The following is a 24,358-nucleotide window of genomic DNA, read 5'->3' as shown; positions in this document are numbered from 1 at the left end:
CGATGGGAAAGGCGGGGAAATATGTTCCAGCGGGTTCAAACAAAGGAAGAACATTTTTGGTTCGAGCAACTATGGGGAGACTTTTGTGAAGAAAGAAACTTAATGTTCGTAGAACGTAATTTAAATCCATCACGATTTTTATTAATAGAAGATGAACATCATATCGGTACAGTAGAATGTATTAAGTATACGGTACCAGAGCAATCAAATTCTGAGTTTTTCTATCCGTTTTCTAAAAATGATTTAGTAAAAGATTTGAAAAATGTATATGAAATAGGCAAGTTAAGTATTGCGAAAACGTCTCGTGGGAGAGGACACTTCAAAAGACTAACAGCTATTTTATTTATGCATGCATTAGAAACGAAAGCAGAATGGTATATTGCAGCAGTTACAAAAAGAATGTATATGTATTTAGTAACACTTGGTTTTCCAATTGAACCGATAGATAAGCCATTTCAGTTTCATGATACTTTACAAGGTGTACCAGTACGAATTCATGCCCGGAAAGGGGCTACGCATTTGTATTCTTTAAAAGAATTTCGAGATGTAATTCAAGGGAATGCTCATGCACAGGCATTAATCGCAGAATACAGTAAGAATATTATGTTAACCAAATAAAGCGAAATAAATATATGCAATAAAGAGAATGCTATTTTAATATGAAATCATTCTTCATGAAAAAAGACCCTTATTATTGTAATAAGGGTCTAAAAGTTATAATCCAAATATACTAAAAATCATTTTGCGGCGCTTCGGTTTCTTTTCGCGTTCATATGTTGGTTTCGTATCTGGAGTTATATATATTGGCTCTTCTTTCTTGAGTGTAGCCTCTAGCTTTTGAATTCGCTCTAACATTTCCTCCATTTCACGACGATGTTGTAAAAGTTGATACGTAACAACATCATTTGCCTTATCTTGCATCTGTTCTTCCATTCGATCTAGCCTTCTTGTAATTGTGTTTAATTGAGCTGCTAATTGCTCAAAATCATGCGATGATATGTTTTGAACAATTGTATTTACTTGCGTTTTTAATTCTACAACATCGTTTGATGATGTTTTTGGAGTTGGGTGAGAGCTTGGAGACTGCTCTATTTGTGAAAGATGGTATTCTAACATTCGATCTAAATCTTCTTGTGTAAAAATAAAGTGACCATATTTATTTTTTTCTATCGTAAGATTTAATTGTTGTGCAATCCGGACAACAGCCTTTGGGCTAACACCTAATTTTTTTGCGATAAATGGTGTTTTATATTCCAAAATAATCCCTCCTATATATATCCTGTTGAATGATTTCGATCTATGAAGGAAGTTCCCTTCAAGTGTGACAAAAGAAGTGTGGAATCGGCAAAGAAAGTGTTTTTTCACGAAATGAAGCTATGAAGAATATATCGTGTATATAAAAATGTTTTATTGTAAGATTTAGAATCATTTGACTAAGGGAAATGAATTAGATTATCATAATGATAAATATCTTTTTTATGTATGCATATAATATATAAAAAGGTGGTTGCTAATGTAGAATTTTGTTAAAGTATTAGAATGCTTACTTCACTTGAATAAAATTAAGTAGGAGGTGGCTTCCTTGCTTACAATGTAAGTAAGGAGAAGTATTTGGACATATATAGTATAAGTATAGTGATTGTTTTAATTGCCTTAACGGCATTTTTCGTTGCAGCAGAATTTGCAATTGTTAAAGTGCGAAGTTCACGAATTGACTATTTAATTGCAGAAGGAAATAATCGCGCAACATCTGTCAAAACAGTCATTACAAACTTAGACGAATATTTATCTGCTTGTCAGCTAGGAATTACAGTTACAGCTCTGGGGATTGGGTGGTTTGGTAAACCTGCGTTAAAGCAAATGTTTGACACGCTTTTTGTGAATTTGAACATTTCTACTCAACTGGCAGACATTTTTGCTGTAATTTTAGTATTTTTGTTTATTACATTTTTACATGTTGTAATAGGGGAATTGGCCCCAAAAACTTTCGCGATTCAAAAAGCTGAACAAGTGAGTTTATTTGTTGCTAAACCGTTAATTTTCTTTTATCGTATGGCGTTTCCATTTATTTGGATCCTGAATGGATCAGCTCGAATTATTACGAAATTGTTAGGGCTGAAACCACCGAAAGGGCACGATGAGGTTCATTCAGAAGAAGAATTACGGTTATTAGTTTCAGAAAGTTACAAAAATGGAGAGATTAATCAATCTGAATATAAATATGTAAATAAGATCTTTGAATTTGATGATCGTATCGCAAAAGAAATAATGGTACCCCGAACTGAGATGCATATTATTAGTAAAGAAATGCCTGCTGAAGAAGCTTTGCAAAAAATGTCTCGGGAAAAATATACGAGATATCCAGTTGTAGATGGAGACAAAGATCACGTAATAGGCTTTGTAAACTTTAAAGATATTTTCACAGATTTTGTGCAGCATAATGCAGTAAGTAATAAGAAAGTAGAGCAGTATATTAGGCCAATCATTTTAGTTATCGACTCTATCCCAATACACGACTTATTTGTAAAAATGCAAAAAGAAAGAACGCATATTGCCATATTGATAGATGAATATGGTGGTACATCTGGACTTGTTACAGTTGAAGACATTTTAGAAGAAATAGTTGGAGATATTCAAGATGAGTTTGATACAGATGAACAGCCAGAAATTCAACAAGTTAGTGAAACGAAAACAATTCTAGAGGGAAAAGTGCTTGTTAGTGAAGTGAATACGTTATTAGGTTTAACGATTGATGATAATGGTGTTGATACAATAGGTGGCTGGATTTTAACGAAAAATATAGAAATTGCTGAAGAGGATTTCATTGAAATTGAAAATTATAAGTTTTGTGTGAAAGAATTAGATGGACACTATATAAAGAGACTAGAAGTTACAAAAACTGTAGAATCAATTGTTATTTTAGAAGATGAAAAACAAATTAAATTTCAAGAACAAATTAGTTCGTAGACTCTGCTATATGGCAGAGTTTTTTTGAGCATAATGTTTTTGACAGAATAAGGGCTATGATACAATGGCATAAGTCAGACCTTTCACTAGGTGAAGTATTGTTGTATACATATATTTGGAAGGAGAAGAATTATGAAAAAGCATTTATATATAAACGGAGATTGGAAGTCTGTAAACACGTATAAACCATTATACGCACCATATTCTGAAGAAACGTTAGCGGAAATTGCACAAGGAACGGAAGAAGATGTACAAGAGGCTGTTACTGCTGCAAAAAATGCAATGAAAAAAATGAATACATTATCTGCATATGATCGTGCGACTATTTTAGAGAAGGTTGCACAAAAAATGGATGAAAGAAGAGAAGAATTTGCAGAAATTATTGCAAAAGAGGCTGCAAAACCAATTCGTGCTGCTAGGGGAGAAGTAGATCGTACCGTTCAGACATACAAATTTGCGGCGGAAGAAGCGAAGCGTATATACGGCGAGACACTGCCACTTGATGCAGCACCTGGTGCAGATGGACGTATTGCATACACAATACGAAAACCGATTGGGGTTATAGGAGCTATTACACCATTTAATTTCCCATTAAATTTAGTGGCACATAAAATTGGCCCTGCAATTGCTGCTGGAAATACAGTTGTGTTAAAACCAGCTGATCAAACGCCATTATCGTCTTACGCATTAGTTGAACTATTTGAAGAGGCAGGATTGCCAAAAGGGGCTTTAAATATTATTTCTGGTCCTGGTTCAACTGTAGGTGAGGCGCTAGTTACAAATGATGATGTTGCTTCCATTACTTTTACGGGAAGTCCGAAAGTTGGAATCGGAATTAAGGCAAAGGCTGGGTTAAAGCGAGTTACGTTAGAACTAGGATCAAACGCTGCTGTTATTATTGATGAAGATGTAGAATTAACAGATGAATTAATTGAACGTGTAAAATGGGGTGCATTTGTTAATAATGGACAAGTTTGTATTTCGGTACAACGTGTTTTTGTACATGAAAAGAGAATGGATGAATTTCTTTCAAAGCTAAAGAAAGCGATGGAAACAGTTGTTGTTGGTGATCCATTACTTGAAGAAACGGATGTATCGGCTTTAATTTCGAAAAAAGATGTAGAGCGAATTGAAATGTGGGTGCAAGAAGCTATTAAGGAAGGGGCAGCTGTTTTATACGGTGGTAAGAAACATGATGCAAGGATTTTTGAACCAACTGTATTAACAAATGTTCCAGAGTATGTATCTGTACAGTGCCAAGAAGTATTTGGTCCACTTATGACAGTAAATACATTTAAAGAATTTGATGAAGCAATAGAGCAAGTAAATCATTCACGTTACGGTCTACAAGCAGGTGTATTTACAAATAATTTGTTTAAAGCAATGCGTGCAATTGATGAGTTAGAAGTTGGTGGTGTCATGATTAATGACATTCCAACGTTTAGGGTAGATCATATGCCATACGGTGGTGTGAAAGAAAGCGGCACAGGGCGTGAAGGAATTAAATATGCAATAGAAGAGATGACAGAAATGAAATTAGTGTGTATTAAAAAATAAAGTAGATCGAGCTAAAACATCGTAATAAAAAACGAGCAGGAAATGTTTACGATTCCATACTCGTTTTTTATTGTTTGTTTTATGTTTCTCGATACGATTTCATTTAATCAAGTGTACCTTTTACTTCATTTCTTGTTTGAAAATAGCATCTTCTACATAAATTTGTTCTTTGTCAACAGCTGTACTATGGGATAATACTAAACCGATTGGTGTTTCTATACCTTTATTTTGAACAATTGTAAAAGGAACATTTTTTTCATTTGCTAATTTAATGTATTTTGATAAATGTGGGTAAGCAATGCCACCATTTAGGAATATTTGTAATGATTGAGAAGAGCGCATGTTACTAGCTACTTCAGAATATACATTACTTTGCATTACTTGACCGATGGTTAAAGCGATTTCTACACGCTCACGTAATGTAGTTAAATACATATTACGTTCTTCTGGTTTGTTCTGCTTTTGGCCGTAAATGCCTTCTTGGAGATAATCTTCCACATTTTTATTTACCATATTTTTCACACCTTTCATTTTCTATTGTACGAAAGAATGAGGCAGGATGCAAAAAAAGTCGCATCGAATGTAAAAAAAATTGAATGAAAGGAAGGAAAATAGAATGTATCAATCTAAACAATTAATAAAGGCATTAAAAATTTTATCAACACATATTAACAAAATGTGACAATAATCTATTAACGAATCGCATTTTTTGTGTTAATATTCAAAATATAAAGGGTGTTCGTCGTATGGAAATGGAGGGAATGGGGGTTTTTCCAATCGATAAGGATATTAAAGAAGTATTTTGTTCGCACTTGAAAAACAACAGGCACCAATTCGTTGAGAACTGGAAAAACAAAATGATAATTTCCGATAAAGATCCATTTAAACTAGAAGCAGTTCAAAATGGAGAGGATTTATTAGAGTTAATTATCGAACTTACAATGGAAGAAAAAGATATAGATTATCTTCAGCCATTATGCGAGAAAATTGCTATTGAACGTGCAGGAGCAGATGCGAATATTGGAGATTTTGTTTATAATGCAAACGTGGGAAGAAATGAGCTTTTTGAAGCGATGTGTGAATTAGAGGTTAGCGCACGTGAATTGAAACCAATTATGGCTCAAATACATACTTGTTTTGATAAATTAATTTATTATACTGTTTTAAAATACTCGGAAATTATATCAAGAAATTTAGAGGAAAAACAGCAATATATTAACGAAACACATAAAGAAAGGCTGACGATATTAGGGCAAATGTCAGCTAGTTTTGTACATGAATTTCGTAACCCACTTACTTCGATTATGGGATTTGTCAAATTATTAAAGGCAGATCATCCGAGTTTATCGTATTTAGATATTATTTCGCATGAATTAGACCAATTAAACTTTCGGATTTCGCAATTTTTACTCGTATCGAAAAAAGAAATGTGGACGGAATCAGAACAATTTTGGCTTAATGATTTGTTTCAAGATATTATACAGTTCTTATATCCTAGTTTGGTTAATGCAAATGTATCGATTGAAAAGAATTTGCCGTACCCAATTCCGCTTGTTGGTTATCGGAGTGAAGTGAGACAAGTATTTTTAAATATATTAATGAATTCAATTGACGCTCTTGAATCGATAAAAGAAGAACGAAAAATTATCGTTGATGTATTTGAAGAAAATCAAGCAATTCGAATTGTAATAAAAAATAATGGACCAATGATTCCAGCTGAAAATGTAGAAACGATTTTCGAACCATTTGTAACTACTAAAAAGTTAGGAACTGGTATTGGGTTATTTGTATGTAAACAAATTGTAGAAAAACATAATGGGTCCATCATGTGTCGTTCAGATAACGATTGGACAGAATTTCAAATTGAGTTTCAAAAATAAACAGTCTACACCAAATGAATGGTGTAGACTGTTTTAATTTGTAAGGATAACGGCTTCTAATTTAGGATCCTTCGTTGAATAACCTAAAATTGAAATGGTATAAATGATGTTCGGTTCGACTTTGAAATTCGGTATAGTTAGCAAGACACTTGCATTATCTGCGAGTGAAACTTCAATATCTGCTGTACCAGGGCTAACTTCTAAAAAATCTGTAATTTGTTTAAAGAGTACATTTTCAAATAAATGATCTCCACCTTTTAAACTTACATTTACAACAGGGGTATCCGGAGAAAAATGTGCAAAGCGTATTTTTGCTTGACCAGCTGGTAAATGTGTATTATCAAGCATAGGTTGTAATTGTAGATGATTGTCACTATTTATTGCGGCAAAAGTATAAGAGTGATTTCCCATTATCGGTACTAAAGCTGAAAAGATGGGAGTTTCATTGTCGACAGGAACAATATCTATACGGTATTTACCTTGTACTAATGTTAAATAGGGACTAAATTGTTTAAATGAAATATTTTTAATAACCTTTTGTCCGTTTACTAAAATGTCAACCGCAGGTGTATTGGAAGCTGAGTGAAAAAACCTTATATGTGATGGTAAAGCAGCTTCTTGTGAATCTCTTTTTTCATATGCCTGTACAAGTTTCGTAAGCGTATCATAATATTTCATATATAGTTCTACATATTTTTTCGGATTATGAAATTGATAGTAACGAGCGAGCTGTTCGTAACGTGCAGCTTCTTGTCCATATTTTTCGATTTCAGATTGAGACATGAACATTCCTCCTTTGTCATCATTAACACTATATGCTTAGCAAGAAAGAGGTTATGCAAAAAAATTGTTTCTAAAAGGAGGAAAGTTGAAAATAAGTAAAAAATATTGCTTATGGTAAGTGTAGTTTAGGTGAACGAGAGTTATAAATTTCTAGAGGACACAATAATATTTCCTCCAAATGAGCTGATGAAGTTCGTATTTTGAAATGAAGACTTAAGAGTGAAACAAGTGAAATATCGAAAACATGTCCCAAATTCTTAGAAAACTAGGGATTTTTTAAATTATGGGCGAATACACATACAAAGTGATAATTGTCCTACATAAATTATAAAGGAAAGGTAATTTGAAATTGAGGAAAGGAATGAAATATTGGGATGGGGATATCCCGCAAGGATTTGTGAGTGGAGTTATGGAAGATTTTGTGCTTTAGGCTGTAGGATGAAATTTGAATTTGTAATGCTATTGTTTCTATTTACGTTAGCAAGTGAAGGTATTAACTGATAAAAGAGCGTCGTGCCGAACTGATTAATGTGGTTAATCGGTTCTTTTTTTAATGTATAAAACGGATGATGATGTATGTGAAATCTTGGTTTCTTTAAAATAATTGCTATGCATTTAGTGGGATTAATTGTCGAGATTTGTTTGAAAATATGCAATATAAAGTAGGAGAATAGGAAGGAGTTTAAAGGGAGTTTCGTCGAAGTTTACACAATGTCGGCAATTGAGGGAAGCTGACATTATGTTAAGAAAACATGTAGTGAAACATTTATTTTATATAAAGGAGGGTTAGTTGAGCGTATAAATAAGGGTTGGTCTTCGAATTTAGTTCTGAATTTTCTGTTTTTAAAGTTGGTATTAAGCACTCATTTGTATATTTTATAATAGTTTTTTGATAAAATCACTGCTTTCGCAGAGGGTTCTTTTTTATGAAAGAAACGTCAATTTTCTTCATATATATATACAAATTGGAGAAATGGGGGAGCGCTATGCGCGATTACTTAATTAAACCACTTGTTGGTCAGCCGTATCCAATGATTTCACATGGAAAAGGTGTGTATTTGTATGATCAAAACGGAAATAAATATTTTGATGGCTCGTCAGGGGCAATTACGGCAGGTATTGGGCATGGCGTAAAGGAGATTGCGGACGTTATCAAAAAGCAAGCAGAGGAGATTGCTTTCGTTTATAGATCACAGTTCACGAGTGAACCAGCTGAAAAATTAGCGAAGAAATTAAGCGATTTAAGTGTAGGAGATTTGAACTGGAGCTTTTTTGTGAATAGTGGTACGGAAGCAAATGAAACAGCTATGAAAATTGCAATCCAGCATTTTCAAGAGCGAGGTATTCAAGGGAAACATAAAATTTTGTCACGATGGATGAGTTATCACGGTATTACGATGGGAGCCTTATCAATGTCTGGGCATCCACTGCGCAGACAACGTTTCGTGTCAATTTTAGAAGATTATCCAACTATTCCAGCTCCATATTGTTTTAGATGTCCGGTACAAAAGGTATATCCAACTTGTCAGCTTGCTTGTGCGACTGAACTAGAAAGATCAATTGAAAGAATTGGTGCAGAACATATCGCAGCTTTTATCGCTGAACCGATTATCGGAGCAGCTGGAGGCGCAGTCGTCCCGCCGAAAGAATATTATAAAGTTATTAAAGATATTTGTAGTCATTACGATATTTTATTTATTGCCGATGAAGTAATGACTGGACTTGGTCGTACTGGTGCTTGGTTTGCGATGGAGCATTGGGGTGTAGAACCGGATATTATGACTCTTGGTAAAGGTTTAGGAGCTGGATATACACCGATGGCAGCGACGATTGTAAGTGACCGTGTTATGGAGCCAATTTTACGAGGATCACGTTCAGTAATGAGTGGGCATACGTTAAGTGCAAATCCATTATCAGCAGCAACAGCTCTAGCTGTTATTGAGTATATGGAGAAACATAATCTACCTGAAAAAACAGCAGAAAAAGGAGAGTATTTAATAAAAGGACTACAAAAAGTTCAGCAACAATCGACAATCATTGCTGATGTGCGAGGAAAAGGTTTGCTGATTGGAGTAGAATTGCAACCGTTTACAAAGGCGTCAGAACTTATTTCGGTTGCAGCTAAAAATGGTCTTCTTTTATACCAAGCTGTTTCAGGGCAAGCAGGAAAAGAAGATAGTGCACTGCTTGTAGCACCGCCAATGACAACTACATATTCCGAGTTAGATGAATTACTTTCAATTTTTGCAAAAAGTGTAGAAGAAATGATGCAAAAAGGAGGGCATAGTATCGCATGACAACTATTACGAATACATTCGGTAAATTAAAAGAAATAGAGGAAGTAATTTCTTTGTTCCACGATGATATGACATTAATGTTCGGAGGATTTGGGGGGATTGGATCCCCTCCATCTTTAATACAGGCGATTTTAGAAAAAGAAGTTACAAATTTAAATTTAATAGGAAATGACACGGGATTTCCTGATGTAGGAATCGGTCGTCTCGTTACGAATGAAAGAGTAAAATCATTAATTACCTCACATATTGGTTCAAATCCAAATGCGGGAAGACAGCTAAATGAAGGAAGGTTACAAATCGAGTTTTCTCCTCAAGGAACATTAGCAGAGCGTATTCGTGCTGGTGGTGTAGGACTTGGAGGCGTATTAGTTGATGTAGGTGTTGATACGATTGTAGAAGAGGGAAAACGTACAGTTGAAATGAATGGTAAGACATATTTAGTTGAAACATCATTAACTGCTGAGGTTGCGATTGTATATGCAAAAAAAGCGGATCCGTTTGGTAATCTTGTGTTTGATAAAAGCGCTCGTAACATGAACCCTCACGTAGCAATGGCAGGGGATATAACGATTGTAGAAGCAGAGGAAATCGTCCCACTTGGAAGTTTAGATCCAGAAGAAATTGTTGTCCCAGGAGTATTTGTAAATTATATTGTACCGTCGGAAGGAGTGAATTGGAAATGGGTATGGGCGTAGAAGTGAGAGATAAGATTGCTAGGCGCGCAGCGAAAGAAATACAAAATGGTATGATTGTAAATTTAGGTATTGGTATACCATCGCTTGTACCGAATCATCTTCCTGACGATATAAACGTTATGTTTCATGCGGAAAATGGAATTGTAGGTATGGGACCTACGCCAAGCAAAGGGAATGAAGACGAAAATTTATGTAACGCAGCAGGCTTACCAACTTCTCTTATTACAGGAGCGAGTTATTTTGATAGCTGCACAGCGTTTGGGATGATTCGAAAAGGTTTATTAGACATAACGATTCTTGGTTCATTACAAGTAAGTGAGAATGGTGATTTAGCCAACTGGATTGTCCCAGGAAAACGCGTTCCAGGTATTGGGGGAGCGATGGATTTGGCACAAAAAGCGAAGCGGGTCGTTGTTGTAATGAATCATGTCGATAAATACGGAAATGCAAAAATTGTTTCGGAGTGTACATTACCGTTAACTTCAAAGAAATGTGTAGATTTAATTATTACAGATATGGCAGTTATGGAAGTGACGGAGGGTGGACTCATTTTACAAGAGTTAATGAGCCCATACACAGTGGAAGATATAAAACAACATACAGAAGCTGATTTCAAAATTGGCTCTAACTTACTAGTAATTGAATGAGGGGAGATATAATATATGGAGCAATTAAAAAAGAAAATTTGTGATTATATCGAGAGTCATGAAGAGGAAAGCGTAAAATTTTTAAAACGATTAATTCAAGAAAAGAGCGTATCTGGTGATGAGAGTGGTGCACAGGCAATTGTGATTGAAAAATTACGTGAGCTAGGTTTAGATCTAGATATTTGGGAACCATCCTTTTCTAAAATGAAAGATCATCCTTATTTTGTATCACCGCGTACAAGTTTTTCAGATAGCCCGAACATAGTGGCAACCCTTAAAGGAAGTGGCGACGGAAAATCTATGATATTAAATGGACATATTGATGTCGTACCAGAAGGAGATGTGAATCAGTGGGACCATCACCCTTATAGTGGTGAGCAAATAGGTAATCGTATATATGGTCGTGGAACAACGGATATGAAAGGCGGAAACGTCGCACTAATGCTTGCGATGGAAGCCATTATTGAATCTGGTATTGAATTAAAAGGAAATATTTATTTTCAAAGTGTAATAGAAGAAGAAAGCGGCGGGGCAGGAACATTAGCGACTATATTACGAGGATATAAAGCGGATGGTGTCATTATTCCAGAACCGACAAATATGAAGTTTTTCCCGAAACAACAAGGGTCCATGTGGTTTCGTCTACATGTGAAAGGCAAAGCAGCACATGGTGGAACGCGTTATGAAGGAGTAAGTGCAATTGAAAAAAGTATGTTTGTTGTAGATCATTTGAGAAAATTGGAAGAGAAGAGAAATGGTCGAATTACAGATCCATTATTTAAAGGAATCCCGATTCCAATTCCAATTAATATTGGGAAAATTGAAGGCGGGAGCTGGCCAAGTTCTGTTCCTGATTCGTTAATTTTAGAAGGAAGATGTGGTATTGCGCCGAATGAGACTATAGAGGCAGCAAAAGAAGAGTTCGAGAATTGGATTGCTGAATTAAATGATGTGGACAATTGGTTTGTTGAAAATCCTGTAGAAGTAGAATGGTTTGGAGCGAGATGGGTTCCTGGTGAACTAGAAGAAAATCATGAGTTAATTACGACACTCGAGCATAACTTTGTTGAAATCGAAGGGAACAAACCGATTATTGAAGCGTCTCCTTGGGGGACTGATGGAGGTTTATTTACACAAATCGCAGGCGTACCAACGATAGTATTTGGTCCAGGAGAGACGAAAGTAGCACATTATCCAAACGAATATATAGAAGTTGATAAAATGATAGCTGCCGCAAAAGTTATTGCATGTACATTACTAGATTGGTGTGAGGTGAAAAAATGAAATACTATGAATCTTTTAGCGAACAGACGAATGGCTATACAGTAGAAGGCGTTGTAGACTATTTTAATAAACGTATTCGAGTAGACCACTACACAGGAAATATTGAGAGGATTATACAAACAATTGACGAATTAGCAGAGAAGCATTCTTTCACTAAATGTATTATTAAAGGAAAGGGAGAGCATGTTTCTACATGGCTCTCTTTCGGTTTTTTATTGGAAGCAACAATACCGCATTATTTTCAAGGTCATGATGCATACTTCTTCGTGAAATTTATTAATGATGAAAGACGAAATAGTATTCATTGGGCTGAGGAAGATACCATTTTAAGCGGAGTTAAAGCAAAAGAAGTAAAGGAAAAAATAGTTCCAGAGAAATTTCTATTAAGAAAAGCGACCGAAGAGGATGCGGAAGAATTAGCGGTCGTCTTTGGAAAAGTATTTGAAGTTTATCCGACTCCTTTAAACGAAGCAAGTTATGTAAAACAAACGATGAAAGAAGACGATACAATATACTATGTGTATGAATTCGAGGGGAAAATAATTAGTACAGCATCTGCAGAAATGAATATAAAAGAAGGAAATGCAGAATTAACGAATTGTGCTACGTTACCCGAATATCGTAAGCATGGGTTTATGAAAAGTTTACTAATTAAGTTAGAAGAAGAACTGCAAGAAAAATCGATTTTCTGCTCCTATACAATTGCTCGATCACTTTCTTTCGGAATGAATGCGGCCTTTCATCAGTTAGGTTATACGTATACAGGAAGACTTGCGAACAATTGCTACATTTTCGATAAGCTGGAAGATATGAATATATGGGTGAAAGATTTGTCTAAATAGTACGGTATAAAAATAGAACGGAATCGTCATGCTTATAATCGCATATAGGTATGCCGGAAATTCGGCACGTGATTGCTGAATTTTCGGCAAAAGGGGGGATGACATTGCTAGCAGTTTCGACACAAGAGGTCATTGAAGCGATTTTGGGCAGTATTGATGAGGCTATACACGCAGTAGATGAAAATGGTATTACAATTTTTTATAATACCGTAGCTGCAAAACACGATGGATCAAAAATTGAAAAAGTGTTAGGTAAACATTTATTAGAAGCGTTTCCTTCTTTATCTAGGGAAACAAGTACGTTGATGAAAGTGTTAGATACAAAAAAGCCAATCGTTCATCAAGTGCAACATTATCAAAATTTAAATGGGGAAGACATTTGTACAGTAAATACGACGTTACCTATTTTTATAGATGGAAATATTGCTGGGGCTGTTGAAATTGCTAAGGATTATTCCACAGTTCAAAAACTTACGGATACAATTGTCGATTTGCAGTCGAAAATAAAGCGGTCATCTAGAAAAAAAGCAATTAAAAAGCATATTGCATTTGAGACGATCGTGACGAATGATGCTCGGTTTAAACAGACGAAAGAATTAGCACAAAAAGTAGCCCCAACGGATGCAAATGTTTTAATATATGGGGAAACAGGAACAGGGAAAGAGCTATTTGTACAAGCGATTCATGAAGCTTCTAAACGGAAGAACAAGCCGTTTATTGCACAAAACTGTGCAGCTTTGCCAGAATCGCTATTAGAAAGTTTATTGTTCGGAACGACGAAAGGTAGCTATACAGGGGCAATTGAACGAGCGGGATTATTTGAACTTGTAGATGGAGGGACATTGTTTTTAGATGAACTGAATTCAATGCCACTCGATTTACAAGCGAAAATGCTACGTGTATTAGAAGATGGTGTTATTCGTCGTATTGGTGATAATAAGACGAGAAAAGTAGACGTTCGCGTTATTACCGCAATGAATCAGCCACCAGAAATATGTTTAAAAGAGAATAAAATTCGCACTGATTTATATTATCGATTAAATGTCTTTTCATTATATATTCCGCCGCTCCGTGAAAGAACTGAGGATGTATTATTATTAGCGTCTTATTTTTTGAAAGAATATAATAAAAGTTATAAAAAAGGTGTACTTCAAATGGATAAGGAAGCGAAAGAACGACTAGAAGCTTACCAATGGCCTGGAAATGTTCGGGAGTTAAAACATACGATTGAACATGCTGTCATAATTGCAGAAGGTAATACATTAACAGCCAATTGTTTACCGCGTACATTTCGGAAAGAGAATCTCCCGAAGAAGAGGAGCATATTGCCTCTTAGAGAAGCACTTCATCAAACGGAAAAAGAATTAATAGATCAAGCGTTAATTGAAACAGAAGGGAATATACTACAAGCTGCAAAAATGTTAGGTATCCCTCGTCAAACGCTGCAATATAAGCTGAGTAAGTACGACAAAACCGCCGAATAATTGGCGGTTTTTGTGTATTTGCACCAATAAAAGAGCGTTTACATATATAAAAAGTAATGAATATGATAGTATGTATGGATTTCATACAGTGCTTAAAAATATTTTTTTGCTTATGTAATAGCGTTCTCCGTACATTTACTTATCAATAATGTAAAGTTGGCATAACTATTGCTTATATAAAGGATGAGCGTATAAAAAGGGGGAATAGCAATGTTACATGATGTATACAAACCAAATCGTCACTGGAAAGATATCGAGTTGTGGAAGGATGTTACTGAAGAACAATGGAATGACTGGGTTTGGCAATTAACGAATACGATCAAAACGTTAGATGACTTAAAGAAAGTGATTAATTTAACACCTGACGAAGAAGAAGGCGTTAAAATTTCAACGAAAACGATCCCGTTAAATATTACACCGTACTATGCTTGGCTAATGAATCCTGATGACCCACGCTGTCCGATTCGGATGCAATCTGTACCGATCTCGGAAGAGTTATATAAAACAAAATATGATTTAGAAGATCCGCTTCATGAAGATGAAGATTCACCAGTTCCAGGGTTAACACATCGTTATCCTGACCGCGTATTATTCTTAGTAACGAATCAATGTTCTATGTATTGTCGTTACTGTACACGCCGTCGTTTTAGTGGACAAATTGGAATGGGTGTGCCAAAGAAACAATTAGATGATGCAATTGGTTACATTCGTGATACACCACAAGTACGAGATGTATTAATCTCTGGTGGTGATGGTCTTCTTATTAACGATAAAATTTTAGAATATGTATTAAAAAATTTACGAGAGATTCCGCATGTCGAGATTATTCGTATCGGAACGAGAGCACCGGTAGTATTCCCGCAGCGTATTACAGAAAACTTATGTAACATTATTAAAAAATATCATCCAGTATGGTTAAATACACATTTCAATACTTCTATTGAAATTACAGAAGAGTCGAAAAAAGCATGTGAAATGCTAGCGAATGCTGGTGTTCCAATCGGAAACCAAGCAGTAATTTTAGCTGGTATTAATGACAGCGTTCCAATTATGAAAAAACTTATGCATGACTTAGTAAAAATCCGTGTACGCCCATACTACATTTATCAATGTGACTTATCTGAAGGTATTGGTCATTTCCGTGCACCGGTATCTAAAGGTCTGGAAATTATTGAAGGTTTACGCGGTCATACGTCTGGTTATGCAGTTCCAACATTCGTTGTTGATGCACCAGGAGGAGGCGGCAAAATTGCGCTTCAACCAAACTATTTAATTTCGCAAAGTGCAGATAAAGTTGTGCTTCGTAACTTTGAAGGTGTTATTACAACGTATCCAGAGCCAGAGAGCTATATCCCAGGAAGAGCAGAAGGGTACTTTAAAGAAATCTATCCAAACTACGAAGAAAAACGTTCAGATGTTGGTATCGCAGGTCTTATGAGTGATAAGAAATTTAACCTTGTTCCAGACGACTTACAGCGTATGAACCGTCGTAAAGACTATGAAGATAATGAAACTCATGCATCACTAAAAGATAAACGTGATAAGCGTGATCAACTGAAAGATAAAAAGTATCAATCACAAATGGCTAAATTAGAAGAAAACGACAAAAAAACTGAGGGTGATGCAGTATGAATTGTATGTGGTGTGACAGTACAGAAGCGAAAGAAAGCTTGAATACTGTATATTGGGAATTGCCAGATGGTACGAAAGCCATTGAAATCCAAGAGACACCATGCATTTCTTGTTCCTCATGTGGTATGGACTATCAAGCAGATCAAACAGTGAAAGAAATAGAAGATCAATTGTTTCTAATTTATACGAAAGATTTACCAAAACAACTAACATATGAAGAATTAATGGGAAGACCACGTCTATTAAAAAGAAATTATTTCGACTTTTAACCAGCTTTTATGCTGGTTTTTTTCTATTTTGCCTTGTATAATGTATCCAAGTTAGAAAGGTAGGGAATATTTTTGAAAAAGACATTTTACCACTATATGATGAAGCATCGTGCCGCTCTATTTAGTAATGAAATTTCGAATTTAGCAGAGGCAATGTACGATGATTTAAGCTTTCCGAAGCAATCTGAAGATTACGATGAAATTAGTTCATACCTAGAATTAAGTGGAATGCTAGAAAGTATGTCTATATTTGATGAAGCGTGGGATTTATACATACAAGAGAGATAAAACAATATGAAAATTTTGACGTGAAGCTAGTCTATTTGCTAGCTTTTTTTACATTGCAAAAAAAATTCATATGGTGATATTTTTTATTGAAAAAATTTATGAATATACGCTTCTGTGATAAGCGTTTTTATGTAGGTTGCATATACTGTTATCAAAATCACGACGTCAAAAAAAGGAGAGATATAGATGGCAAGGAAAAAGCAACCTAAATATAACGTAGGGGACATAGTCGTGATTACGCTATATGGAACCGTTGGTAAAATCACAAATATGAAGGTTTTAGATGGAGTTTACGTTTACGAAGTAAATAATCACGATGGGTTTTACGTAGAGCAAACATTGCAGCACGTTTCTGAGCAAGATATGAAAAAAGGTGAAACTGAGTGGATTGAATTAAATTATAATTTCACATTTGGTGATCTCGTGCAAGTAACAGGATATGATAAAGATGTGTTTCGAATTGTTGGTTTTCGTACAGAAGTATGGAGATATAAAAATGACGCATGGGAAGATACAATATACGAATTGTCACGAATTACGGATGGTGAATGGTTAGAAGCAGATGAATCAGATTTAACGCTACTTGCAAATGCTCAAACGGCAAATGCAATTTTGAAGAAAATGAAACAAGATAAAGCTGGTATGAATAAATTAGATTTAGGAAAATTAAAGTCAATTAACAACTCAAAAAAAGTGAGTGTTAAGACAAATCGTCAAGAAATCATTGATGGATTACTTGATATTTATAACGATTACCAATTGTTATTCGATACATTTAAAGATGAAGAATACAAAATTGTTATGGATGTTGTTCATAATTATTTAGTTAAATTGACAGAGAAAAAATAGTTAACTAGAAAGAGAGAATGAATTGAACAACAACATATGCAGTATAAGGTATGCCTACAATTATTAAAAAAATAAAAAGCCATTTAATAAGAGAGTCTGCCCATTGATCTTCATGCATGAACTCTTCTTTTGTTTGCCCTACTTCTTGTTCTACCTCATATTGGTATTCCATAATTAAATCCCCCTTTTTGATAGCTTGTACTACCATCGTATGCATCTCGTCCAAAGGATATGACCTATAAAAAAAGAAAAACTATTTTTCTAATCTCATATACATATTTTTGAGATTTTTTCATAAAACAGAAATAAAGGAGTGATGCTCATGAAGGAAATTGAAGTCGTAATTGATACGGAAGAGATTGCGGAGTTTTTTTATGAGCAACTAATTGAAAGAGGATACGTCCCAAAACGAGAAGAAATTGAAGATCTCGCAGACATTACATTCGAGTACCTATTAGAGAAATGTATGATTGATGAAGTGTTTGATGAAGAGGATGAGTGAAAGTAGCGACGGGGTTTACTCGTCGTTTTTTACTCTTTACAAACTTGTCACAAATATAGTCGGTAATAGTTGGTATAATTAAAAGAAAATTTTACTCAAGAGGTGAAGGGATGTTCAAAAAAATTATTGATTCTTTATTAGGTAGGAAAAAATATCGTTCGTATTCTAGTAGTGATTATCGCCATAGAGGTCGCTCTTATTCAAGTAGCGATTATAAACGACGTTCATCTGGTTATGGACATCAGCATTATAAAAGAAAGCGTAAAAGCCGTAGCTTCTTTTCAAGTAGCTGATGGAATGGCGTCGTATACTAGCTTTATTTGATAGACCACTGCGAAAAAATACAATCGTTGCAGAACGTTATAAAATTGAATCAGTAATTGGAATGGGCAGTTATGGGGTTACATATGTCGTTAATGATTTACAAATAAATAGATATAAAGTCTTAAAACAATTAAGACAAAGTAAACAAAGGTATGAGTCTGGTAGAAGATCGTTTGAACAAGAGAAAATGATCTTACAAAAATTAGATCATCATGCAATTCCTAGTTTATATGATCATTTCGTATGGGAGAAAAAAAGCTTTTTTGTGATGGAATATATGCCGGGTGAGAATTTCGAAGATTATATTTTCTTAGATGGGTATGTATATACAGAACGTGAAGTTTTTAAAATTTTATACGATATATTAGAAATTGTATCGGTGTTTCATAGTAAAGGTATTATTCACCGAGATTTACGTATTCCGAATATATTAATGAAAGAAAATCGAATTAGTATTATTGATTTTGGTTTGGCTAAATTGAAGGGTGAGGGTGATGAACGAGCTACAACTTATGAAGGTGAACAAGCTTTGATGCGAGAAGTTCAGTTTCGTAGCGATTTTTATGCGCTTGGTCATTTCTCATTATTTTTATTATATGCAGGCTATGAATCTAATGAAAAATATGAAAAACCATGGTATGACGAATTAACTTTAGAAAATTATAACCGTGAAATGCTTATGCGAATGTTACAAATAAAAACGCCGTACTATGAAAATGTACAAGATTTAAAAAAAGATGTAGCTTTTGCTTTAGAAAGGATGGAGGATCCATGTTTCAAAAGTTTTTAGCAAGCGTTGGTATTGGTAATGCAAAAGTAGATACAGTTCTTGAAAAAGATGAGTATATTGTTGGAGAAGAGATACTAGGAAAGGTTCACATAACTGGAGGTTCAGTTAGCCAACAAATTGAAAGCATTTACTTAACGTTATCAACATCGTATGTACGAGAAGTGGATGATAAAAAAGTAACAGCAACATATGATCTAGAGCGAGTTCGTTTAACAGAACCTTTTTCTGTTGAGCCGAATGAAAAAAAGGAAATTCCATTTTCATTTATAATGCCAGTTGAAACACCGCTTACAATTGGAATGAAAACAGTTTGGGTGCATACAGGCCTTGATATTAAACGCAGTATAGATCCAAGTGATCGTGATTACATTCAAGTGTTGCCAAATGAATTATTAAATAGTGTGTTAGAGAGTGTACAACAATTAGGTTTTAAAGCGCGTCATATAGAATGTGAAGAATTACCGTACCGATTACGTAAGCAAGTTCCATTTGCTCAAGAATTTGAGTTTGTTCCGGTTTCCGGAGAGTATTATGGGAAATTAGATGAACTAGAATTATTAATCTTGCCAAGCGCCTACGATCGACTAGAGATTATTATGGAAGTAGACAGAAAATCTCGCGGATTAGCAGGGTTATTTGCAGAAGCGCTTGATCTTGATGAGAAAGTGATTCGCTTTACAGTAACGAATGAAGATATTCCAGCAATGAAAGAAAAAATTAACAATTATATTTTTTAATAAACTATGCATAAAAAAGAAATGGAGAGGAAAACTAAAACAACCGCTCCATTTTTTTGCATAGTGAGGTTATGTATGTGAAACGATATCGACATTTATACTTGTTAAGTTCTACGCTACTCATTTGTTTTGTCGTATTATCACTTTCGTATCATACCGCTTGTATTGAGAAATTTGACAATATAGTCGCGCATTTTATTCAAAGTTTTCGAAACGATTATTTGACAGCCTATTTTACTTGGGTGTCATTTATCGGTTCCAAAAGAATATATTTTCCGTTGCTCATTATTCTTGTAATGTATTTTCTCGTTAGAAAAAAATTGCTTAGTGCATTACTTCTAACAATTAATTATTATGGATCTCGTTATTTAAACAGTATGCTTAAACTATGGTACGAACGAGCAAGACCTGATGTAACGCAGCTTGTTACGGCAACTGGATATAGTTTTCCGAGCGGTCATACGATGAATGCTACTGCTTTTTTAGGATTTATTGCCTACGTCACCATTACTGAAGAACGAATTACATTGCATAAAAAATTGTTGATTATTTTTATAGCGAGCTTTGTTGTATTATCTATTTCAGTTAGCCGAATTTATCTTGGCGTGCACTATCCATCTGACATATTAGCAGGATGGGCGGCTGGGGGTAGCTGGCTCGTTTTATGTGTTATATTTCATAAAACGTTCATGAAAAAAGAACCTATGTCATAATAGGTTCTTTTTTCATTGGTTCAACATGAATGTGTGCATGGTAAATCCCAAACTTTTTCCGAAGCATAGCCTCGATGTTGTCAGTAATACAATGGCTTTCACCAACATCCATATGAGCATCAACCTCAATTGTAATATCAACGTACGTTTGATTCCCGTACATACGCGCGCGAATGTCTACGATGTTTTCCACGCCGCCAATATGTTCAATAGCACCAGCGTACTCTTCCATCTTATCTGGATCGATTCCATCCGTTAACATATGAGAAGCTTCTACAAAAATTTCCCATGCAGTTTTACAAATAATAAGGCCGACAAGTAAAGCAGCAATAGGATCTAAAATAGGCATTTGGAACTGCGAACCGACAATACCTACTACTGTACCGATACTTACGAGAGCATCTGATAAATTATCTTTCGCAGCAGCTTCTAATGATTTACTTTTTGTGCGCGCTGCAATTTTTTTCGTATACAAATATACAAAATACATAACGACAGCAGAAAATAAGGCTACCCATGCAGCAAGTACATTAGGCGCTGCTTGTTTCGGATTGAAAAAAGATTGAATGGCACTAATAACAACCTCTAATCCGACCGTTGCCATAATAAAAGAAGCAACAAGTGATGCAATTTGTTCTGCGCGCGAATGCCCATAAGGGTGATCTGGGTCACGAGGCTTACGAGAAATTTTTAGACCAATTAATATTGCTAAAGAAGCACCGATATCCGTTAAGTTATTTAAACCGTCAGCACGTAATGCGCTAGAGAGGGTAATATAACTGATGATGATTTTCATAGAGGATAAAAATATGTAGGCCATAATGCTGACAATCGCACCTTTATCAGCTTCTTTATGAGAAAGAGTATCCACTTTAATCACTCACCTTTCTACAAGGAATTTCTTTCTATAAATAGAGTACCAAACGAAACTCGTGTGGGTCTATACAAACATTGTTGACGTTTTTTAGCTTTTTAAGAAGGGGATAACAAAGTTTCGCGAAGGAAAAATATGTTGTAAAGTGCAAAGTTAAGGCGTGGAAATAATTGGAATTGTTTTATAATTGAAAGATGGGAGGGTAAAAGGATGAAAAAACTAATATTGTTCTTTCTATGTATTGTTCTTATAATGACTGGGTGTAATTCATCAAAGATTGAAAATGAGAAGGAACATAATATTTCTAAAGTATCCATATCTACTTTTAATGGCTATGGTGGATTAAATGAAAGTTATTTTCTAAACATAGAAGATAAGCAAATAATCAATGGAATTAATAATATGTTTCATGACGTGAAAAAACAAAAGAGAAGAGGTGAAGTACCACAATACGATTTACTAATTACATATGAAAATAGTGATACGAAAGGTATACATTTATACCTTGGAGATGAAGGGGAAAGGAGTGTAATTATGTACATTGGTCATGAAGACACTGTATATTATACTTCTGAAGAAATGACGAAACAACTACGAAAGATAATTGTGAAAAAAGATTAAAACCCTCTAGAAAATATTTTTCAGAGGGTTTTAATCTTAGTATGCTTCTAAAAACTCAGTAACTTGCTCTTCAGTTTTTGCATTAGCACTATGTAAGTGGCCTAGCTTCTCGCCATTTTGATATACAAGTAAACTTGGAATACCCATTACTTGATACTCTTCAGCGATACTTGGGAACTCATCTTTATTAATAGAATACCATTCAAACTTATTGAACTCTTCCATTACTTCTCCGATAAAGTTATCCATACGAACACAATCTGGGCACCATGTAGTAAAGAACTTAACAACTACTGGCTCCTCACTTGCGATGATGTCTTTGAATTCCTGTTCTGATTTGATTTCTTTCATGTTTTGTTTCTCCTTTTTCACTATTAATATTTTAGGTTGATTAGTTGGTGTATTTGCTGTGAAACGAAAACTTCTAACGAGAGTCTTCTTTCCGAATAATTCGTTTGCAAATTGATTCACCGTAGTTTCTTAAATTCCTGGTACAACATCTCAATAAGTGTCCAGTGTGATACCTACTAAACGTTTATTTGTAATCTTTTAGATCATAGAAACGAATATTAGGAACCTTACTTTTCTTTATAAGCTTTTTCATGAGCTGTGTCAAACTTCTGAATTATAAGGTATAAGTAGGGTAGATCAAATTGTATTCATGATAGCCATCGTTATAACGTTCTTTTCCTCAGATGTTTATGAAGCGCCTGTAATGTAATGTCGGATAAAACAAGCAATCTCTTTCCGGTACTTAGAGAAGGGAAACGGTGGATAATCATTACTCATAAATTTTATGAGTGAATGAAACAACAAGCAGGAAATTCAAAAAAGATGTAGGGGATGCATATATGAATTTAGAGGAATTGTTATAAGAACTTATTCGTGAAGTTGTGAGAGAAGAGGTTAGGGCGGGGTTATATGAGTTCTAGCAATAATCACAACCAAATAAAGTGATGTGGGTGAAAGAAGCGTGACTAACAGATGGTGAAAGAAATTGTTTTCAAAAAAAGCCCACCCTGCATTGTTTGTGAGAAACAAGAAGGTGAGCTTCACTTAAAAGAAACGAATTGGATTTGTGAAAATTGTGCCCAAATTACGCATGTACAAGGTATTGAAATAGATACCTATACCCTTTTACACCTTATTCCATAAATAAGAAAGCTGGTGGGCTTCTGATTCAAGAGCTATTAAATGATCATTATTAATAGAGTTATTCGTATACATTCTGTTCTTTTGGATGTTAAGGACTGTATAATTCACATCGTTATATTCATTTGAAAATGTTGATTCATTTAATAATGTTAGTGTTGAGTTGATGTTATATTTATCAATTCGCTCTTTTTTTCCTTTGAAAAACAGTTTAATAAGATGCGGCTCATCATTAATGAGCAAACCGAGTTCAGGTGATGAGCGGACGATTAAATTATTTGATAACCAATGTGATTTACCTGGATCAAACCAAGAAACGTCTTTGTTTTTAATAAATTTTTTGTACTGCTTTATAACATCAACGTAGTTTTGCTTTTTCTTCTGGTCAACAGTTTGTACTAATGTTTCAAAACAGTCAAAAGGTAGTTCGTTTTTATGAAATTTAATAATAGTTTCTCGTAATTGTTTCCAGTAATCAAAAACTGGGTGATACTCAGGTTGAGATTTTAGAGTCTTTACAAAATTTGTTTTAGCTGCACTACTTTTCAGTGTGAAGTCTAAAAATTGTGTAAGTCCCACTTTAATTTCCGCCATGTTACACCCCCTTTCTAAACATTACCAATTCGATATTGGAAAGGGAAATCCTGCATTTTTAAGGCGGTGAACTAGATGCTAGAAAAACCGATGTTCATACACAATGGCTATTGTAAAGCTGATGCGCAAGAATGACAAAAATACCAATTCATTTTATATAATCAGCAACGGTGCATGAGTGCCGTTGCTTTTGTGTTTCTTATTGAGCTTGGTAATCATGGAATACTTTCTAAGAGGAGGTGATCTATCCTCACTAAATGGTAATAATACGAAAAAGCATTGGAAGGGTTTTTAAAAGTAGTGGAGAAAGCTCAGAAAGAAGAGAATGAAAAATCAAAGAAACTAAATAAAGTAGATGAGTGAAGCGCGTTATCGTTAAAATGACAAATAACGTGCTTGTTTATTTTCTTTATAAAGCGAATGCATATTCATTGATTTACAGATGTGTGTTACGTGAGCATAGTGTTTTTAGTAAGTAATTAATTTACAAACGTTGATTTATCAGGGGATTGAAATGGATTCTTATTAAATTGTAGTTAATAAATTGATATTGAGATAATAAGATATATAATTTTGC

The 24,358-nt window shown here is 34.7% G+C and carries 27 protein-coding genes; 20 read left to right on the top strand and 7 right to left on the bottom strand.

Annotation, left to right across the window (positions count from 1 at the left end; genetic code table 11):
- Nucleotides 1-21 precede the first annotated feature (21 nt).
- The gene (locus MR115_RS26750) at nt 22-618 is read left to right on the top strand and encodes a hypothetical protein (protein WP_061678435.1); all 597 of its coding nucleotides are present in this window, start codon (nt 22-24) and stop codon (nt 616-618) included.
- Between the two features lie 96 nt (nt 619-714).
- On the opposite strand, the gene racA is transcribed toward MR115_RS26750, so the two are convergent.
- Nucleotides 715-1,257, bottom strand: coding sequence for a chromosome-anchoring protein RacA (racA, locus tag MR115_RS26745; RefSeq protein WP_242243296.1), 543 nt, complete (start codon nt 1,255-1,257; stop codon nt 715-717).
- A gap of 354 nt (nt 1,258-1,611) precedes the next feature.
- Between racA and MR115_RS26740 the strand changes: the two genes are divergently transcribed.
- Together MR115_RS26740 and MR115_RS26735 are read left to right on the top strand one after the other, a co-directional pair.
- A complete protein-coding gene (locus MR115_RS26740) occupies nt 1,612-2,967 on the top strand; it encodes a hemolysin family protein (RefSeq protein WP_063262796.1) in 1,356 nt (451 codons plus the stop codon).
- A 132-nt stretch (nt 2,968-3,099) separates the two neighbouring features.
- On the top strand, nt 3,100-4,524 hold the full coding sequence (locus MR115_RS26735) for an aldehyde dehydrogenase family protein (protein ID WP_242243295.1): 1,425 nt from the start codon (nt 3,100-3,102) through the stop codon (nt 4,522-4,524).
- A gap of 120 nt (nt 4,525-4,644) precedes the next feature.
- On the opposite strand, the gene MR115_RS26730 is transcribed toward MR115_RS26735, so the two are convergent.
- The gene (locus tag MR115_RS26730; protein WP_242243294.1) at nt 4,645-5,037 is read right to left on the bottom strand and encodes a YueI family protein; all 393 of its coding nucleotides are present in this window, start codon (nt 5,035-5,037) and stop codon (nt 4,645-4,647) included.
- Nucleotides 5,038-5,270: 233 nt separating this feature from the next.
- On the opposite strand from MR115_RS26730, the gene MR115_RS26725 reads away from it, so the two are divergent.
- Nucleotides 5,271-6,404, top strand: a complete 1,134-nt coding sequence (locus tag MR115_RS26725; RefSeq protein ID WP_375337827.1) for a BA2291 family sporulation histidine kinase — start codon at nt 5,271-5,273, stop codon at nt 6,402-6,404.
- Nucleotides 6,405-6,437: 33 nt separating this feature from the next.
- Here the strand turns inward: MR115_RS26725 and MR115_RS26720 are convergent, their stop codons facing one another.
- Complete coding sequence (locus MR115_RS26720; RefSeq protein ID WP_242243293.1) at nt 6,438-7,187, bottom strand: DUF4397 domain-containing protein; 750 nt, start codon at nt 7,185-7,187, stop codon at nt 6,438-6,440.
- Between the two features lie 986 nt (nt 7,188-8,173).
- On the opposite strand from MR115_RS26720, the gene MR115_RS26715 reads away from it, so the two are divergent.
- The 10 genes from MR115_RS26715 (at nt 8,174) to MR115_RS26670 (ending at nt 17,474) form a co-directional block, all read left to right on the top strand.
- Nucleotides 8,174-9,484 (top strand): aspartate aminotransferase family protein, encoded by a 1,311-nt coding sequence (locus MR115_RS26715; protein ID WP_001205889.1) that lies wholly within the window; start codon nt 8,174-8,176, stop codon nt 9,482-9,484.
- The gene (gene atoD, locus MR115_RS26710; RefSeq protein WP_242243292.1) at nt 9,481-10,179 is read left to right on the top strand and encodes an acetate CoA-transferase subunit alpha; all 699 of its coding nucleotides are present in this window, start codon (nt 9,481-9,483) and stop codon (nt 10,177-10,179) included. Before MR115_RS26715 ends, atoD begins: the two co-directional genes overlap by 4 nt.
- The gene (locus MR115_RS26705) at nt 10,164-10,826 is read left to right on the top strand and encodes a CoA transferase subunit B (RefSeq protein WP_061678429.1); all 663 of its coding nucleotides are present in this window, start codon (nt 10,164-10,166) and stop codon (nt 10,824-10,826) included. Before atoD ends, MR115_RS26705 begins: the two co-directional genes overlap by 16 nt.
- Nucleotides 10,827-10,841: 15 nt before the next feature.
- Nucleotides 10,842-12,110 (top strand): peptidase, encoded by a 1,269-nt coding sequence (locus MR115_RS26700; protein WP_163095303.1) that lies wholly within the window; start codon nt 10,842-10,844, stop codon nt 12,108-12,110.
- On the top strand, nt 12,107-12,952 hold the full coding sequence (gene ablB / locus MR115_RS26695; RefSeq protein ID WP_242243291.1) for a putative beta-lysine N-acetyltransferase: 846 nt from the start codon (nt 12,107-12,109) through the stop codon (nt 12,950-12,952). The genes MR115_RS26700 and ablB overlap by 4 nt, the downstream gene beginning before the upstream one ends.
- Before the next feature lie 98 nt (nt 12,953-13,050).
- Nucleotides 13,051-14,436, top strand: coding sequence for an arginine utilization transcriptional regulator RocR (rocR, locus tag MR115_RS26690; RefSeq protein WP_098375569.1), 1,386 nt, complete (start codon nt 13,051-13,053; stop codon nt 14,434-14,436).
- Between the two features lie 210 nt (nt 14,437-14,646).
- Nucleotides 14,647-16,068 carry a lysine 2,3-aminomutase gene (gene kamA / locus MR115_RS26685; RefSeq protein ID WP_242243290.1) on the top strand — a complete coding sequence of 474 codons (1,422 nt, stop codon included), beginning with the start codon at nt 14,647-14,649 and terminating at the stop codon, nt 16,066-16,068.
- Nucleotides 16,065-16,337 (top strand): YokU family protein, encoded by a 273-nt coding sequence (locus tag MR115_RS26680; protein WP_000995761.1) that lies wholly within the window; start codon nt 16,065-16,067, stop codon nt 16,335-16,337. Before kamA ends, MR115_RS26680 begins: the two co-directional genes overlap by 4 nt.
- A 72-nt stretch (nt 16,338-16,409) precedes the next feature.
- On the top strand, nt 16,410-16,625 hold the full coding sequence (locus MR115_RS26675; RefSeq protein ID WP_000750725.1) for a YozE family protein: 216 nt from the start codon (nt 16,410-16,412) through the stop codon (nt 16,623-16,625).
- A gap of 186 nt (nt 16,626-16,811) precedes the next feature.
- Nucleotides 16,812-17,474, top strand: a complete 663-nt coding sequence (locus tag MR115_RS26670; RefSeq protein WP_000101496.1) for a hypothetical protein — start codon at nt 16,812-16,814, stop codon at nt 17,472-17,474.
- A 4-nt stretch (nt 17,475-17,478) separates the two neighbouring features.
- Here MR115_RS26670 and MR115_RS26665 read toward each other — a convergent pair whose 3' ends face one another.
- Nucleotides 17,479-17,646, bottom strand: coding sequence for a DUF3930 family protein (locus MR115_RS26665; protein WP_000456535.1), 168 nt, complete (start codon nt 17,644-17,646; stop codon nt 17,479-17,481).
- Between the two features lie 150 nt (nt 17,647-17,796).
- Between MR115_RS26665 and MR115_RS26660 the strand changes: the two genes are divergently transcribed.
- From MR115_RS26660 to MR115_RS26640, 5 genes are all read left to right on the top strand, one after another.
- The gene (locus tag MR115_RS26660) at nt 17,797-17,976 is read left to right on the top strand and encodes a YozD family protein (protein ID WP_000658451.1); all 180 of its coding nucleotides are present in this window, start codon (nt 17,797-17,799) and stop codon (nt 17,974-17,976) included.
- Between the two features lie 110 nt (nt 17,977-18,086).
- Complete coding sequence (locus tag MR115_RS26655) at nt 18,087-18,269, top strand: hypothetical protein (RefSeq protein WP_000473374.1); 183 nt, start codon at nt 18,087-18,089, stop codon at nt 18,267-18,269.
- Entirely contained in the window at nt 18,269-19,090 is an 822-nt protein-coding gene (locus MR115_RS26650) for a serine/threonine protein kinase (protein WP_242243289.1), read from the top strand. The genes MR115_RS26655 and MR115_RS26650 overlap by 1 nt, the downstream gene beginning before the upstream one ends.
- Nucleotides 19,072-19,827: a sporulation protein gene (locus MR115_RS26645; RefSeq protein WP_242243288.1), complete on the top strand. Its 756-nt coding sequence runs from the start codon at nt 19,072-19,074 to the stop codon at nt 19,825-19,827. Before MR115_RS26650 ends, MR115_RS26645 begins: the two co-directional genes overlap by 19 nt.
- A gap of 77 nt (nt 19,828-19,904) precedes the next feature.
- Nucleotides 19,905-20,540 carry a phosphatase PAP2 family protein gene (locus tag MR115_RS26640; protein ID WP_061678422.1) on the top strand — a complete coding sequence of 212 codons (636 nt, stop codon included), beginning with the start codon at nt 19,905-19,907 and terminating at the stop codon, nt 20,538-20,540.
- On the opposite strand, the gene MR115_RS26635 is transcribed toward MR115_RS26640, so the two are convergent.
- Nucleotides 20,530-21,411 carry a cation diffusion facilitator family transporter gene (locus MR115_RS26635; RefSeq protein ID WP_140384339.1) on the bottom strand — a complete coding sequence of 294 codons (882 nt, stop codon included), beginning with the start codon at nt 21,409-21,411 and terminating at the stop codon, nt 20,530-20,532. The two genes, MR115_RS26640 and MR115_RS26635, sit on opposite strands and share 11 nt — an antisense overlap.
- Before the next feature lie 213 nt (nt 21,412-21,624).
- Between MR115_RS26635 and MR115_RS26630 the strand changes: the two genes are divergently transcribed.
- On the top strand, nt 21,625-22,035 hold the full coding sequence (locus tag MR115_RS26630) for a YhfM domain-containing protein (protein WP_242243287.1): 411 nt from the start codon (nt 21,625-21,627) through the stop codon (nt 22,033-22,035).
- 36 nt (nt 22,036-22,071) lie between these two features.
- Here the strand turns inward: MR115_RS26630 and MR115_RS26625 are convergent, their stop codons facing one another.
- On the bottom strand, nt 22,072-22,386 hold the full coding sequence (locus tag MR115_RS26625) for a thioredoxin family protein (protein WP_016717403.1): 315 nt from the start codon (nt 22,384-22,386) through the stop codon (nt 22,072-22,074).
- Nucleotides 22,387-23,172: 786 nt separating this feature from the next.
- Complete coding sequence (locus tag MR115_RS26620; protein ID WP_242243286.1) at nt 23,173-23,781, bottom strand: hypothetical protein; 609 nt, start codon at nt 23,779-23,781, stop codon at nt 23,173-23,175.
- Nucleotides 23,782-24,358 lie beyond the last annotated feature (577 nt).

This window comes from Bacillus cereus group sp. BfR-BA-01309 (assembly GCF_022664315.1).
GTDB classification, from domain to species: domain Bacteria; phylum Bacillota; class Bacilli; order Bacillales; family Bacillaceae_G; genus Bacillus_A; species Bacillus_A mobilis.
The sequence above is the reverse complement of the archived record's forward strand: the minus strand, read 5'-3'. Positions and strand labels throughout refer to the sequence as shown.

What these genes read in the sequence shown, in the direction of transcription:
- MR115_RS26645 (WP_242243288.1), top strand. Translation starts at nt 19,072, where the DNA reads ATGTTTCAAAAGTTTTTAGCAAGCGTTGGTATTGGTAATGCAAAAGTA.
- MR115_RS26750 (WP_061678435.1), top strand. Translation starts at nt 22, where the DNA reads ATGTTCCAGCGGGTTCAAACAAAGGAAGAACATTTTTGGTTCGAGCAA.
- MR115_RS26720 (WP_242243293.1), bottom strand. Translation starts at nt 7,187, where the DNA reads ATGTCTCAATCTGAAATCGAAAAATATGGACAAGAAGCTGCACGTTAC.
- MR115_RS26655 (WP_000473374.1), top strand. Translation starts at nt 18,087, where the DNA reads ATGTTCAAAAAAATTATTGATTCTTTATTAGGTAGGAAAAAATATCGT.
- MR115_RS26705 (WP_061678429.1), top strand. Translation starts at nt 10,164, where the DNA reads ATGGGTATGGGCGTAGAAGTGAGAGATAAGATTGCTAGGCGCGCAGCG.
- MR115_RS26650 (WP_242243289.1), top strand. Translation starts at nt 18,269, where the DNA reads ATGGAATGGCGTCGTATACTAGCTTTATTTGATAGACCACTGCGAAAA.
- MR115_RS26660 (WP_000658451.1), top strand. Translation starts at nt 17,797, where the DNA reads ATGAAGGAAATTGAAGTCGTAATTGATACGGAAGAGATTGCGGAGTTT.
- MR115_RS26725 (WP_375337827.1), top strand. Translation starts at nt 5,271, where the DNA reads ATGGAAATGGAGGGAATGGGGGTTTTTCCAATCGATAAGGATATTAAA.
- MR115_RS26630 (WP_242243287.1), top strand. Translation starts at nt 21,625, where the DNA reads ATGAAAAAACTAATATTGTTCTTTCTATGTATTGTTCTTATAATGACT.
- MR115_RS26715 (WP_001205889.1), top strand. Translation starts at nt 8,174, where the DNA reads ATGCGCGATTACTTAATTAAACCACTTGTTGGTCAGCCGTATCCAATG.
- MR115_RS26700 (WP_163095303.1), top strand. Translation starts at nt 10,842, where the DNA reads ATGGAGCAATTAAAAAAGAAAATTTGTGATTATATCGAGAGTCATGAA.
- ablB (WP_242243291.1), top strand. Translation starts at nt 12,107, where the DNA reads ATGAAATACTATGAATCTTTTAGCGAACAGACGAATGGCTATACAGTA.
- MR115_RS26680 (WP_000995761.1), top strand. Translation starts at nt 16,065, where the DNA reads ATGAATTGTATGTGGTGTGACAGTACAGAAGCGAAAGAAAGCTTGAAT.
- MR115_RS26665 (WP_000456535.1), bottom strand. Translation starts at nt 17,646, where the DNA reads ATGGAATACCAATATGAGGTAGAACAAGAAGTAGGGCAAACAAAAGAA.
- MR115_RS26670 (WP_000101496.1), top strand. Translation starts at nt 16,812, where the DNA reads ATGGCAAGGAAAAAGCAACCTAAATATAACGTAGGGGACATAGTCGTG.
- kamA (WP_242243290.1), top strand. Translation starts at nt 14,647, where the DNA reads ATGTTACATGATGTATACAAACCAAATCGTCACTGGAAAGATATCGAG.
- rocR (WP_098375569.1), top strand. Translation starts at nt 13,051, where the DNA reads ATGACATTGCTAGCAGTTTCGACACAAGAGGTCATTGAAGCGATTTTG.
- MR115_RS26730 (WP_242243294.1), bottom strand. Translation starts at nt 5,037, where the DNA reads ATGGTAAATAAAAATGTGGAAGATTATCTCCAAGAAGGCATTTACGGC.
- MR115_RS26620 (WP_242243286.1), bottom strand. Translation starts at nt 23,781, where the DNA reads ATGGCGGAAATTAAAGTGGGACTTACACAATTTTTAGACTTCACACTG.
- MR115_RS26625 (WP_016717403.1), bottom strand. Translation starts at nt 22,386, where the DNA reads ATGAAAGAAATCAAATCAGAACAGGAATTCAAAGACATCATCGCAAGT.
- atoD (WP_242243292.1), top strand. Translation starts at nt 9,481, where the DNA reads ATGACAACTATTACGAATACATTCGGTAAATTAAAAGAAATAGAGGAA.
- MR115_RS26735 (WP_242243295.1), top strand. Translation starts at nt 3,100, where the DNA reads ATGAAAAAGCATTTATATATAAACGGAGATTGGAAGTCTGTAAACACG.